The organism is Rothia nasimurium (genome assembly GCF_928381415.1).
Taxonomy (GTDB): Bacteria; Actinomycetota; Actinomycetes; order Actinomycetales; family Micrococcaceae; genus Rothia; species Rothia nasimurium_H.
Window position 1 is genome coordinate 264,787 of the sequence record NZ_CAKMSF010000005.1, and the last position, 13,115, is coordinate 277,901.

The following is a 13,115-nucleotide window of genomic DNA, read 5'->3' on the forward strand; positions in this document are numbered from 1 at the left end:
CATGACCCCCATTGCCCTGATTATGCTGGTCACCTACTACGTGGGCCTTGCCCTGGCCCTGGTAGTTGCCGCCCTGTCGATCTTCGCCCTGGTTGAGGCCGCCCGCGCTTCAAGCTACGCCTACCAGAGCGCCTTCAAACGCACCAAGGGCTTCTGGGTTGGCGTAACTGCTGCCTCGGCTGCTTTCTCTGTACTGATGGTCTGGCAGTCTCTGGCCGTCGGTGGCGGGTCTGTCTTCATGCAGCTCATTGCCGCCACCGCCGTGGGCGTCTTCCTCGCGGACGTCCGCCCCGCTGTCGCGGTGCGCCGCCGCTAGCCGTAGCTTGCGTTAAGGTCTGAAAAACCCACACATATTCACGAAGAAACCCCCGGAAAAGACCGGGTTTTCCGTGAATATGTGTGGGTTTATCTTTGCTTTGGGGGTTGGGAGTGGGATAATAGGGAGTATGACTTACAAATTGGTACTGCTCCGTCACGGGCAATCAGAATGGAATGAAAAGAACCTCTTCACCGGCTGGGTAGACGTTGCCCTGACCGAGAAGGGTCGCGCCGAAGCCACCCGCGGTGGCGAACTGCTGAAGGAACGCGGCATCCTCCCCGATGTCGTCCACACCTCCCTGCAGCGCCGCGCCATCAACACCGCCAACCTGGCTCTCGATGCCGCTGACCGCCACTGGATCCCCGTCAAGCGCAACTGGCGCCTGAACGAGCGTCACTACGGTGCGCTCCAGGGCAAGGACAAGACTCAGACCCTCGAAACCTACGGTGAAGAGCAGTTCATGACCTGGCGTCGCTCCTACGACGTTCCGCCTCCGGCCCTCGACGACAACGACGAGTTCTCACAGGCTAACGACCCCCGCTACGCAGACATCGAGAACGCTCCCCGCACCGAGTGCCTCAAGGACGTCCTCGAGCGCATGCTGCCCTACTGGGAATCAGACATCAAGGAAGACCTGAAGGCTGGCAAGACCGTTCTGGTTGCTGCCCACGGTAACTCCCTGCGCGCCCTGGTCAAGAACCTTGAAGGTATCTCAGATGAGGACATCGCCGGTCTGAACATCCCTACCGGCATCCCCCTCTACTACGAGCTGGACGAAAACTTCAAGCCCGTCGGCCCCGGCGAGTACCTGGACCCCGAGGCAGCTAAGGACGCCATCAAGGCTGTTGCTAACCAGGGTAAGAAGTAAATCCCCGGTAGGTACCACCTAAATCAGAAAAACCCACCAACTAGGTGGGTTTTTCTGATTTAGGTGGTACCTTCTGACGGAGATGGTACCTACCAGCCTAGATGCTGGGTACAGCGTTCCAATCGCCGGTGACCAAGTAGGTAACCTTGCGGGCCACCGAGACGCCGTGATCGCCAAAGCGCTCCAGGTAGCGGGAGGCCAGAGTGACATCGACAGTGACCTGGGCGTTCTGACCCCAGTCGGGGGCTGCCATGCGGTTGAAGACCTCAACGTGGAGTTCGTTGATGCGCATCTTGTTCTTGATGATGTCCTGGGTATGGGAGAGCTCGCGGGTCTCAAGCAGACTGATGACGCTGGCGATAATCTTCTGGTCAAGCTCAATGATTTCGCGGAAGACCGGCACGATGGACTCGGGCAGGACGTGCTCGGGGTAGCGCATGCGGGCAACCTGGGCGACGTGGCGGGCAAGGTCGCCCATGCGTTCCAGGGAGGAGCTCATGCGTAGGGCGCCAACAATCATGCGCAGGTCGGAGGCTACCGGGCCCTGCAGAGCCAGAATGTCGATAGCGCGCTCATCGAGCTCGTTTTGCATGAAGTCGATGCGGGCATCGTTGGTGATAACCTCTTCGGCTTCTTGAATATCGGCCTGCAAGAAGGCGTCCGAAGCGCGGCCGAGAGCCTCCTGGACCAGGGTAGCGATATGAATCAGCTCTTCGCCGACGTGCTGTAGTTCGGCTTGGAAGACTTTGCGCACGTGCGCGTCCTTTCCATCTGGGGAAGTGTGGGGTGCCGGGCAGACTCCTGCCCATGGCTACCCCTTTAGAGTGCCAAGGTCACATGAACACAAGCACATGGTTGGGTAAACGTTAGTTGAACCCCGGGATATTTGGGGGTCTGCGGGGCACGGGGTAGGGCCGGTAGGCTCTAAGCTGGTAGATGTGAACCCTACTGTGATTGCTTTGTCTGCCGCTGTGCTGGGGCTCCTCATCGGCGTGGTGAGCATGCTCGCCGTACAACGGAGTGAGCGTCAGCGCGCTCGCTGGGCCGACGTTGAAGAGCCGACCATTAGCGACGGCGCCGCCGAGGTGCTGGCGGTCATTGGTCGCGCCTACATGGTGGTGGACGCCGTGGACGGGGTGGTGCAGGCTTCTCCGGGCGCCTACGCCTTAGGGCTGGTGCGCGGGCATACAGTGGTCTCTGACGAGCTGCTAGAGATGATCGACGCGGTGCGCTCCAAGGGCATTATCGTCGAAAAAGAAATTATCTTAACCCGTGGCTTTTACGACCAGAGCCGCCTGGTAATTGACCTGCGCGTGGCCCCGGTGGGCGACGAGTACATCTTGGTGCTGGCTGACGACCGTACCGAGATCGCCCGCGCGCAGACCGTCCGTACCGACTTCGTTGCCAACGTATCGCACGAGCTCAAGACGCCGGTGGGGGCGGTTGGACTTATGGCTGAGGCCATCGAGTCATCGGCGGACGATCCCGAGTCGGTGCTCTACTTTTCGGGCAAGCTCAAGAAAGAGTCCCGGCGGTTAGCGGCACTGGTGCAGGACGTCATTGAACTCTCCCGCCTGCAATCAACCGATATGGTGCTCAACTCTACCCTGGTCGATGTTGAGCAGGTGGTCGCTGAATCGGTTGACCGTAACCGCCTCACAGCCGAGGGTAAAAACATTGAACTTCTGGTAGGCGGAAAGGCCCCCCGCCCGGTCCACGGTGACCCCGAGCTGCTGGGTACCGCCCTGCGCAACCTGATTGAGAACGCCATTCGTTACTCGCCCGAGAACACCAAGGTGGGCATCGGTATGGCTGTGAAGGGTGACACTGTTAGAATTTCTGTGAAAGACCAGGGCCCGGGCATTCCCGAGGACGAACAGGACCGCATCTTTGAGCGGTTCTACCGGGTTGACCCGGCGCGTTCCCGCCAAACCGGGGGAACCGGCCTGGGCTTGAGCATCGTGAAGCACATTGTGGGCCAGCACGGCGGCGAGGTGACCCTCTGGTCCCAGCCCGGCTCCGGCTCGACCTTCACGATTGCCCTGCCCACTGTCGATGAAGAAACCGAACAAGACCTGCTGGGGGAGCACCCGCCGACGGGATCCCTCACCCAGATAACAGACCACAACACCAACGCTGCTCCGCGCCCCGCGGGGTCGGCTCAAACTGCGAAGGAAGCAAAGTAAGTGACCCGTATTTTAGTGGTTGAGGACGAAGAGTCGCTGAGCGAGCCCCTGGCCTTTTTGCTGGGTCGTGAGGGCTTTGAGGTGCAGGTGGTCGATAACGGCCTGGACGCCGTGGTTGAGTTCGAGCGGAATGGTGCAGACCTGGTGCTCCTCGACATCATGCTCCCCGGCCAGTCCGGCACCGAGGTCTGTAAGCAGATTCGCGCCACCAGCGCGGTTCCCATCATCATGCTGACCGCTAAAGACTCAGAAATCGATAAGGTGCTCGGCCTTGAACTGGGTGCTGACGACTACGTCACCAAGCCCTATTCCTCCCGCGAGCTCATCGCCCGCATCCGCGCCGTCCTGCGCCGCCAGGGCGAACCCGAAGAGCACGACGCCGGGGCGATTGAGGGCGGCCCGGTGCGCATGGACGTTGAGCGCCACGTGGTGACCGTATCCGGCGAAACCGTAGCTATGCCCCTCAAGGAGTTTGAGCTCCTTGAGATACTTCTGCGTAACGCCGGGCGTGTGATGACGCGCTCCCAGCTGATTGACCGGGTCTGGGGCGCTGACTATGTGGGCGATACCAAGACCCTGGACGTGCACATTAAACGCCTGCGCTCCAAGGTTGAGCCTGACCCCTCCTCCCCGCGCTATGTGGTAACCGTGCGCGGCCTGGGCTACAAGTTTGAACCGTGACTTCCTCCCCTCCCTCACGGGAGGGGCTTCCTACCAACTAACCCGCGATTCCGACCAGGCGAGTTCATCACCGGCCATCACCACCACAGGCTAGTTCTCGATGGGTTCTTGCTTCACACAAGGACAGCGCCAGCAAGCTGACGTCTTACATCCTCTCCACAAGCGTTTAGGCTCTCGGCAAGCCCTGCCGCGAGCATGATATTAACCGCCGCATTGTAATCACGGTCAAGCCAGGTTTCACATTCCTGACATTGCCAGGCCCTGATGTTCAGGGCTTTCTTCCCACCTGGGGCCCCGCAAACAGAGCAGGTCTGGGTGGTAGGGGCGAACCTATCAATCTTGATAAGCCTTCCACCGGCGGTAGCTAGTTTGTATTCCAACATGCTTACCAGCATTGCCCAGGCAGCGTTATTGATTGATTTCCCTAACCGGGTGCGCGACAGCCCTGTAATGTTCAGTGTTTCTACTGCCACTGTTTGGTTTTCACGGGTGATAGTAGAGGTGAGTTGATGCAGGTAGTCATTGCGCTGGTTGCGGATTTTTTGGTGGATTTTAGCTACAGCAATGGCAGCTTTTGTACGGTTGTTTGAGCCTTTCTTGGTGCGAGCAAACTTGCGTTGAGCACGGGTAAGTTTGCGCTGGTTTTTCTGGTAAAACTGTGGGGTGTCAATCTTGTATCGCTGCCCGCTAGTAGTGGTAATAGTGGCAAGGTGGGTAAGCCCCAGGTCAATACTGGCAGCCTGGGCGGGGGTGACAGTGTGGTGCTGGGCTTCGAGGATAAAAGAGGCCCAGTATTTGCCGGTGCTATCTTTGCTGATGGTAAGGCTGGTGGCGTTCTCTACATTGCGCCCTGCTTTGCCTTTGACCCAGCCAACCTTGGGGATATAGAGCTTGAACTTCCCATGCTTGGCGTCATAAACCTTGACTTTGAAGGAGTTGGCCCCAGGTAGGCGAAACGACTGCACCCCTTTACGAGTGCGTCTGGGGGTTCTTGCTTTCTTGCCTGCGGCACGTTTTTTCACCACTGCAGCGTAGGCATCTTTTGCCTGAGCGCAGGACTCTTGCAAGGCAGCTGCCGGGGCCTGTGTAAGCCAGGGGAAAGCTGTCTTTTTGTTACTGACGGTCAGGATAGAGCGTAATTGTGAGTGGGTCTTACGCTGCAGCACCTGGTTCTCGTACTCGTAGTCTCGGTAGGCGGTGTACTGGTTGAAGATGAACCGGACGCAGCCGAAGACACGCGCCAAGTCTTGTTCTTGCCCGCTGGTTGGGTAAATCCTCGTTTTATATCCTCGCTTACTCATTGTTCACCTCCAACCTACCGTAAAATACTATCTAGAATTATATACTCTACAATAAGGAAAACCACTGTGAATAAAGATGATTACAGGCGCGGTAGGCATGTGGTCTATGATTTGCATGCTCATATTGTCCTGACCCCCAAATACCGCAGAAAAGTGATGACCGAGCGTGTCCATGCTCTGATTGAAGAGACCACCAAGGAAGTCTGCCACCGCTTCGATGTTGTGGTAGATGAGTTCAATACAGATCAAGACCACGCCCATCTGCTGATTACATACCCACCCAAGGTTTCTCTATCTACCCTGATTGGGGCTATTAAGACCAACACTGCTAAGCGGGTGCGAGCTGCTGGGTTTGAGGAAGTGCAGCGGGCTTTATGGGGTGAACATTTTTGGTCACCGTCGTATTTTGTAGCTTCAACGGGCGGGGCGCCTTTGGAGAAGGTGAGGGTCTATGTGCAGCAGCAGGGGCAGGTGCCTCGTGGGCCGGGGAACCCTTTGTGGTGATTCATCCACGCCCTGACGGACGTGGGTTTCTCACCACCCATCAGCTAAACAGGCGCTCTAGAGAGTAAAAAGGTGGGGCCGGGACTCAAGTAGCTGAGTCCCGGCCCCACTGCTTTGGGCTAGAAGGTATTAGCCGTTGCTGCTAGCGGTTTCGGTAGCGCTGGGAGTAGCCGCTGCGGTGGGCAGGTAGGGGGCGTACTCTTCCAGGGCGGCGTCAAGAACCGGAACGTTGAAGGTAGTGGTGCTGGAGGTGACGTTGGAGGAGACTTCGACGTCCTTCAGCAGCAGACCGGGGTTAGCGCCGGCCTCAGCCAGAAGAAGTTCGTTCTCGTCGTTTTCCAGGCGGACTTCCTGGCCAGCGGGAACCTCAACGGTGAGAGTTTCGGTGGGGAAGGCCAGGGTAACGGTGGCGTCTTCCTCGGTCTGGTTCAGAATGGTGCCCAGCACGCGGCCCTGTGAGGCCTCATCGGCTGCGATGACCATGATGTTGCGGAGCTGGATGTCCTGCTGGTTGTTCTCGCCTAGCAGGTTAGCCATCTGGCCGTCGGAGGCGGAGTAGACGATGGTGGTGGCGGGCTGGTTGGTGTAGGTGCAACCGGTGGTGGCCAGCAGGGCACCAGCGATGGCGACGAGGGCGCTGGCGCGCTTGACGGTCAAAGAAGCGGTGTTCTTCACAGCTCTAGCTCCTTGTGTAGGGTCGTGGTCTGCCGAGGGGCAGAGAAAGTGTGTGTGCTCCGCGCCGAGGTACGGAATTTTTGGTCTGTTCAGGTCACATTCTATCTGGTTTAACGACGATACGTCTGTATCAACGAGGCAAAAGGGCGTAAATGAAGTGCACAGGTTCGCTGAGAGCGCCGGGCCTATTTTGAGACTTTAAGGGTGCTGTCTTTCGTTGCATGGTAGAATAGGTAGGCTGAAAGGGGTTTATCCATATGGTTTTTGAGGTTGGCGAAACAGTCGTTTACCCTCACCACGGTGCCGCAACGATTGAAGAAATCAAGATGCGCAAGATTCGTGGCGAAGAGAAGATGTACCTGAAACTCAAGGTCGCTAACGGTGACCTGGTTATTGAGGTTCCCGCTGAGAACGTCGATATGGTGGGCGTGCGCGACGTCGTTGACGAGCGCGGTCTGCAGGAAGTCATTGACGTACTTCAGGCTACCGATACCGAAGAAGCAGCAAACTGGTCCCGCCGCTACAAGGCTAACGTTGAGAAGCTGGCATCTGGCGATGTGCTGAAGGTTGCCGAGGTCGTCCGTGACCTGTGGCGCCGCGAGAACGACCGTGGCCTGTCTGCCGGTGAGAAGCGTATGCTGGCTAAGGCCCGTCAGATTCTGTCGTCTGAGGTTGCCCTGGCTAAGGACATCGACGAAGAAGCTGCCGAGGTTGAACTCGATAAGATTCTCGAGGGCGTCTAAACTTTCGGGTATGCTCACTAGCTGTGAGCACTCTAGATTTTTCTGATACAGCGGGCACCGCAACCACTTCTGGTGGTTCGGTGCTCGCTGTCGTTATTGTGGCCGCCGGTTCCGGTTCGCGCCTGGGCGCAGGTGTGCCCAAAGCTGCGGTGCAGGTTGCTGGGCGCACCCTGCTGGAATGGGCACTGACCGGTGCCCTAGCGTCGGGCGTGGTAGCTCGGCTGGTGGTGACGGTGCCCCCACAGGACGTTGAGCTACGGCAAGTCTGTGCCCGGTACGGTGCCCTGGCGGTGCCCGGCGGCGCAACGCGCGCCGAATCGGTGACGGCCGCCCTGGCCGCGATTGCGGACGCAGCCCCCCTGCCGGGTGCTCCCGAGCAGCTGCCCACCGGCGTCCTTGTGCACGATGCCGCCCGCTGTTTCACCCCCGCTAGCGTCTATCACCGGGTGGCGGCCGCCCTTGAGGCGGGGGAGAAGGCTGTAATTCCGGCGCTGCCCGTGGTTGACACCATTAAGACGGTGGATGCTGCCGGGTACGTGAGCGGCACCCCGGCCCGGGCGCAGCTGCGGGCTGTGCAGACCCCCCAGGGCTTTGACCTGGCTACCCTTGTGCAGGCCCACCGCGATGTAGCCTCCCTGGCCCCCGAGGTTGCCGAAAGCATCACTGACGATGCCATGCTGGCTGAAACCCTGGGGCTACCGGTTGCGACAGTCGAGGGAGCCGCCGAAGCCTTCAAGATTACAACCCCCCTTGACCTGACCCTAGCTACAGCCCTCTACGACGAAAAGAGAGAATCATGATCCCCCGTATCGGTACCGGCACTGATGTGCACGCTTTTGGTGAAGAAGGCACCGAACTGTGGGTGGCAGGTTTGCACTGGCCGGGCCAGCGCGGGCTCTCAGGCCACTCGGACGGCGACGTGGTCGCCCACGCTGCTGCCGACGCCCTCTTCTCGGCCAGCGGCACCGGCGATCTAGGCTCCAATTTTGGGGTGGATCGGCCCGATATGGCAGGTGCTTCCGGTGTGCGGATCCTCTCTGAAGCTGCTGCCATTGTGCGCGCTGCCGGGTTTGAGATTGGCAACATTGCGGTGCAGCTGATCGGCAACAAGCCCAAGTTCTCCCCGCGCCGGGACGAGGCCAACCGCGTCCTGTCTGAGGCCGCCGGTGCCCCGGTGACGGTCACCGCCACGACCACCGACGGGCTGGGCCTGACCGGCCGCGGCGAGGGCGTGGCAGCTAGCGCTGTTGCCCTGGTATACCGTAAGGACGCTTGAGCCAAGGCCCAGCGTCGGGCGCGCTCAGAGGCGGGGGCAGTCAGCGCTACAATAAGCCTGTCCCTGTTAACACCACCCCAAGCTGTAAAGAAGTACCTGTGAACGCCGACCCCCTTGAACCCCGCCCTCACCTGCTAAGCCAGGACGGGGGACGCGTCATCGCCTGGCACGAATTTGGGCAGACAGAAGCACCCACAGCTACCGTCATCTACTGCCACGGCACTCCCGGTACCGGCTATGAGGCCCTCTTCCTCGATGAGGCAGCCAGAGAGCTGGGTATCCGCATTATCGCCCCGGACCGCCCGGGGCTGGGAGCATCGGACGCCGTACCCCACCGGCTGGTGGGCACCTGGGTAGAGCGGGACGTCGCAGCCATCATCGACCATCTAGAGCTTGACCGTTTCAGCGTGATGGGCTTTTCCGGCGGCGGGCCCCACGCTATGAGCCTAGCTGCCCTGCACCCCGAGAAGATAGACCAGCTCATCTTACTGGCCCCCTTCACCCACCACCCCCTCTGGGAAAGCCGACTGGGCCTTAACCTCACTCCGCTGCGCGTCCACATGTCACACCTGACCCTCTCCTGGTTCCCCAAACCCCTGATTGACCTGACCGCCCGCGCCGTCAGTCGCCCGCTGGCGTCCGCCTCGACCCTAGCTTCAGCCCTGGGCCGAGACGTGCAGGGCCACACCGCTGCCTACCGCATGGCGGTCTCCCACGATTACGCCCTGCAGTTCTCCATCAAAGGCGGGGTGCAAGACGAATACGCGATTCAGGACGACTGGGGCTTCTCAGAAACCACCGTCAAAACCCCGGTGCACCTCTGGGTCGCCGGGCGCGACATGGCCGTCAAACCCGCCCGTGCCCGCAACTTAGGGCTCCGCCTGGGAGCCCAAATTCACGAACTACCGCGCGACGGCCATTTCTCCCTGCTCATTAACCACGCAGCTAGCGTCCTCGCACCGGTTCTACAGCGCACGGTAAACTGTTAGGCGTGACTCTACGTTTTTATGATTCAGCAACAGCAAGCGTCCGTGACTTCACCCCGGTTCACCCCGGCGAGGCCCGTATCTACTACTGTGGTGCCACCGTGCAGGGGGCTCCCCACATCGGGCACGTGCGCTCGGGCCTGGTCTTTGACCAGCTCTCCCGCTGGCTGACCTACCGCGGCTACAAGGTCACCACGGTTCGTAACGTCACCGACATCGACGACAAGATTCTGGTGAACTCGGCTGCCTCTTTCGAGCCCGATTTCACCGGTGAGCACCCGGCCGAGGAATGGTGGGCCCTGGCCTACCGCTTCGAGCGGGTCTTCGGGGCCGCTTACGCCTCCCTCAACATCGCACCGCCCACCTACGAGCCGCGCGCAACCGGGCACATTCCTGAGATGTTCGCCCTCATCCAGCGCCTCATCGACCGCGGTCACGCCTACCCGGCGACCGACGGCTGCGGCGACGTCTACTTCGACGTGCGCTCCTGGGAGAACTACGGTGCCCTGACCCGCCAGAAGATTGACGATATGCAGGACGCTCCGGACGCCGACCCCCGCGGCAAGCGCGACCCCCGCGACTTTGCCCTGTGGAAGGCCTACAAGGAGGGTGAGCCCGTTACCGCCTCCTGGGATTCCCCCTGGGGTAAGGGCCGCCCCGGCTGGCACCTGGAATGCTCGGCCATGGCCGGCAAGTACCTGGGCGAGACCTTCGATATTCACGGTGGCGGCCTCGATCTGCGCTTCCCCCACCACGAAAACGAGATGGCCCAGTCCCAGGCAGCAGGCTACGGCTTCGCTAACTTCTGGATGCACAACGGCCTGGTTAACTACGAGGGCGAGAAGATGTCCAAATCCATTGGCAACATCATCACCCCCGCCCAGATGCTCGAAGCCGCCCGCCCCCTGGTCGTCCGCTACTACCTGGGTCAGGCCCACTACCGCTCCGTACTCGACTACCACCCCACCTCCCTCGAAGAGGCTCGTGTGGCCGTTGAACGCGTTGAAGCCTTCTTGGCCGCAACCCGCGACTATCATCGTGAAGACGCCGTGGTACCCGAGGCTTTCGCCGAGGCCATGGACGATGACCTCAACATCCCCAAGGCCCTGGCCGCCCTGCACGCGGGCGTCCGTGCCGGTAACGCAGCCCTGGCTGCCGGTGAATCCGCCCAGGACGCCGCCGAGCAGGTCTACGCTATGGCCAAGGTGCTGGGGCTAGTTGAGCTCATGTCCTTCAGCCAGGCAGGGGCTGCCGCCAACGAACCCGGCGAACATGCAGCGCTCGACTCTCTGATTCAGACCATGCTGACCCAGCGTGCCGAAGCCCGTGAGGCTAAAGACTGGGCCCGCGCCGACCAAATCCGTGACGCCCTGGCCGCCGCCGGTATCACCGTCAAAGACGGCGCATCCGGCTCCACCTGGTCCCTCTAGGCCTCATAGCCCTCCCGCTACCGTGCTCCATCTCTCGCCCCATAGGGGGCAGGGGGTCGGTAAGCTAGAAAACAATTCATAGACATCTATCAAAGGACGAGATTTATGGCGAAGGCAGGCTCACGCCCCGGCGCAACCAATAAGAAGAAGGGCCCCACCAAGGGCACCGGTGGCCACGGCCGTAAGGCCCTCGAAGGCCGCGGCAACACCCCTAAGGCCGAAGACCGCGTCTACCACAAGGCCTACAAGATGAAGAAGGCCGCCGAAAACCGTAAGGCAACGAACACCCTGCGGTCCCGTCAGCCCCGCCTGGGCGGCAAGCGTGCCTCCGATGAGCTGGTCACCGGTCGTAACTCCGTACTTGAGGCACTGCAGACCGAGATTCCTGCCAAGACCCTCTTCATCATGTCCCGCATCGAGGTTGACGACCGCGTCCGCGACATCATGACCGAGGCCAACAAGCAGGGCCTGCCCATGCTCGAAATTGGCCGTAACGAGCTGGACCGTCTCACCGACCACGCTGTCCACCAGGGTGTTGCCCTGCAGATTCCGCCCTATAAGTACCCGGACGCCGGCAACCTGGTGCTCGACACCATGGATCTCTGGTACGACAAGCAGATGGACACCCCGCCCCTCTTCGTTGCCCTGGACGGCATCACCGACCCCCGCAACCTGGGCGCCATCATCCGCTCCGTCTCAGCCTTCTCGGGTAACGGCGTCATCATCCCCGAGCGCCGCTCGGCAGCCATGACCGCCTCAGCCTGGAAAACCTCATCCGGTGCAGCTGCCCGCATCCCCGTTGCTAAGGCAACCAACCTCACCCGCGTAATCCAGCAGGCCAAGGACGCCGGCATCTTCGTTGTCGGTTTGGACGGCGGCGGCGACGTAGACCTGCCCAACCTCGAACTGGCCTCTGAACCGCTCATGATTGTTGTTGGTTCAGAAGGTAAGGGATTGTCACGACTGGTCACCGAGAACTGCGACCAAATCGTTTCGATTCCCATTAGCTCAGCTATGGAATCACTCAACGCCTCCATGGCAGTAGGAATCTCCCTCTACGAGGTATCCCGCCGTCGAGCTGCCTAAGCTCTTATAAGAACGAAGTGCTCTCCCGCGATAGCGGGGGAGCACTTTTTGTTTATCTAGTCTTAGGGGGGGGCTGGCGGCAGGCTCACAGCGAAGCTGCTGGCACCGGGGCTGGCGTGAATCGCTTGTGAGCGTCAGCGAACCAGCGAGAGGGTCGGCAGCAAGCGTGAGCCGGCCGCCCCCCGCACAAAGATAAGAAACTTATGTGAGCTGGAATAAGGGTCTGGCTCACAAAAAATCCCTAAAATCAAGCCTTCTGAAGACCTTCAAAAAAACTTTAAAAATATTTTTACGGTGCTTAGTTTAGCTTTGACTAGGTGTTTTACCTGTTGCGGGTGGGGGTTCTTAGGCAAAAAGGCTCCTGTGGTGGCACTTTTGGGTTGCGCGCTCTGGAAAACCTGCGTAAAGTATTACGAGTCGCCACGGCACAGGGGAAACCCACCAAGCGACAAAACACCTAGTCACATAGCGAATTCAGGCCCAAGCAGGCAGCTGATCACCAGGACTCATACGAGTCAGGTTGTGAAGTAACAAACCAGCCACAAGCCACTGTGAGACACAACACGGAACACCGAGTTGACACACAGAAAAGAAACGCGATAGACTAGACGAGTTGCCCAAACGGGTAACACAAAAACTTGAGAATGACCGATACGAAACACCGGCCAGCATCTGGCTAGGGTTGAGAATGCGGTTTGTTGCTTGAAAACTCAATAGCGTACCAATGTTATAAATAACATTCTTATCATCCACACTACACACTAGTGTTCACAAGGAACACCAGGTAGTGCGGAAATTGAACTGATACCAAATATTTATACAACATGTGAGAAACCAACGGTTTCTTACAGAATTTGATAATCATATGGTTTCAGATTCGTCAGCTCGAACCACACCACCCCGTGGTGAATGGTTCGCTAACAATCAGAGACTAGGATCATCAACTACTTCATTTTTTCAACGGAGAGTTTGATTCTGGCTCAGGACGAACGCTGGCGGCGTGCTTAACACATGCAAGTCGAACGATGAAGCCCAGCTTGCTGGGTGGATTAGTGGCGAA

General features: G+C 59.5%; 14 protein-coding genes and 1 rRNA gene. 12 read left to right on the forward strand and 3 right to left on the reverse strand.

The window, feature by feature from the left end:
- Position 1 precedes the first annotated feature (1 nt).
- Both L7A20_RS07610 and L7A20_RS07615 read left to right on the forward strand, forming a co-directional pair.
- Positions 2-316, forward strand: a complete 315-nt coding sequence (locus L7A20_RS07610) for a DUF2516 family protein (RefSeq protein WP_237222987.1) — start codon at positions 2-4, stop codon at positions 314-316.
- 130 nt (positions 317-446) lie between these two features.
- A complete protein-coding gene (locus tag L7A20_RS07615; RefSeq protein ID WP_135013359.1) occupies positions 447-1,187 on the forward strand; it encodes a phosphoglyceromutase in 741 nt (246 codons plus the stop codon).
- A gap of 97 nt (positions 1,188-1,284) precedes the next feature.
- On the opposite strand, the gene phoU is transcribed toward L7A20_RS07615, so the two are convergent.
- The gene (gene phoU / locus L7A20_RS07620) at positions 1,285-1,941 is read right to left on the reverse strand and encodes a phosphate signaling complex protein PhoU (protein ID WP_237186984.1); all 657 of its coding nucleotides are present in this window, start codon (positions 1,939-1,941) and stop codon (positions 1,285-1,287) included.
- Positions 1,942-2,125: 184 nt separating this feature from the next.
- On the opposite strand from phoU, the gene L7A20_RS07625 reads away from it, so the two are divergent.
- Both L7A20_RS07625 and L7A20_RS07630 read left to right on the forward strand, forming a co-directional pair.
- The gene (locus L7A20_RS07625; protein ID WP_237222988.1) at positions 2,126-3,373 is read left to right on the forward strand and encodes a sensor histidine kinase; all 1,248 of its coding nucleotides are present in this window, start codon (positions 2,126-2,128) and stop codon (positions 3,371-3,373) included.
- Positions 3,374-4,054 (forward strand): response regulator transcription factor, encoded by a 681-nt coding sequence (locus L7A20_RS07630; RefSeq protein WP_237197648.1) that lies wholly within the window; start codon positions 3,374-3,376, stop codon positions 4,052-4,054.
- A gap of 113 nt (positions 4,055-4,167) precedes the next feature.
- Here L7A20_RS07630 and L7A20_RS07635 read toward each other — a convergent pair whose 3' ends face one another.
- A complete protein-coding gene (locus tag L7A20_RS07635; protein WP_237197650.1) occupies positions 4,168-5,355 on the reverse strand; it encodes an RNA-guided endonuclease InsQ/TnpB family protein in 1,188 nt (395 codons plus the stop codon).
- Between the two features lie 66 nt (positions 5,356-5,421).
- Here L7A20_RS07635 and tnpA point away from each other — a divergent pair, with 66 nt between their 5' ends.
- Entirely contained in the window at positions 5,422-5,859 is a 438-nt protein-coding gene (gene tnpA, locus L7A20_RS07640) for an IS200/IS605 family transposase (protein ID WP_237197652.1), read from the forward strand.
- 129 nt (positions 5,860-5,988) lie between these two features.
- On the opposite strand, the gene L7A20_RS07645 is transcribed toward tnpA, so the two are convergent.
- Positions 5,989-6,534, reverse strand: a complete 546-nt coding sequence (locus tag L7A20_RS07645) for a hypothetical protein (protein WP_237197654.1) — start codon at positions 6,532-6,534, stop codon at positions 5,989-5,991.
- Positions 6,535-6,791: 257 nt separating this feature from the next.
- Between L7A20_RS07645 and L7A20_RS07650 the strand changes: the two genes are divergently transcribed.
- From L7A20_RS07650 to L7A20_RS07680, 7 genes are all read left to right on the forward strand, one after another.
- On the forward strand, positions 6,792-7,277 hold the full coding sequence (locus L7A20_RS07650; protein WP_185173529.1) for a CarD family transcriptional regulator: 486 nt from the start codon (positions 6,792-6,794) through the stop codon (positions 7,275-7,277).
- A 23-nt stretch (positions 7,278-7,300) separates the two neighbouring features.
- Positions 7,301-8,077 carry a 2-C-methyl-D-erythritol 4-phosphate cytidylyltransferase gene (gene ispD / locus L7A20_RS07655; protein ID WP_237222989.1) on the forward strand — a complete coding sequence of 259 codons (777 nt, stop codon included), beginning with the start codon at positions 7,301-7,303 and terminating at the stop codon, positions 8,075-8,077.
- Positions 8,074-8,553, forward strand: a complete 480-nt coding sequence (gene ispF / locus L7A20_RS07660; RefSeq protein WP_237207080.1) for a 2-C-methyl-D-erythritol 2,4-cyclodiphosphate synthase — start codon at positions 8,074-8,076, stop codon at positions 8,551-8,553. Before ispD ends, ispF begins: the two co-directional genes overlap by 4 nt.
- 98 nt (positions 8,554-8,651) lie before the next feature.
- Positions 8,652-9,542, forward strand: coding sequence for an alpha/beta fold hydrolase (locus L7A20_RS07665; RefSeq protein WP_237222990.1), 891 nt, complete (start codon positions 8,652-8,654; stop codon positions 9,540-9,542).
- Positions 9,543-9,544: 2 nt separating this feature from the next.
- Positions 9,545-10,969 carry a cysteine--tRNA ligase gene (gene cysS, locus L7A20_RS07670; RefSeq protein ID WP_237222991.1) on the forward strand — a complete coding sequence of 475 codons (1,425 nt, stop codon included), beginning with the start codon at positions 9,545-9,547 and terminating at the stop codon, positions 10,967-10,969.
- Positions 10,970-11,074: 105 nt separating this feature from the next.
- A complete protein-coding gene (gene rlmB / locus L7A20_RS07675; protein WP_237222992.1) occupies positions 11,075-12,055 on the forward strand; it encodes a 23S rRNA (guanosine(2251)-2'-O)-methyltransferase RlmB in 981 nt (326 codons plus the stop codon).
- A 957-nt stretch (positions 12,056-13,012) separates the two neighbouring features.
- A 16S ribosomal RNA gene (locus tag L7A20_RS07680) occupies positions 13,013-13,115 on the forward strand; the annotation flags it as partial.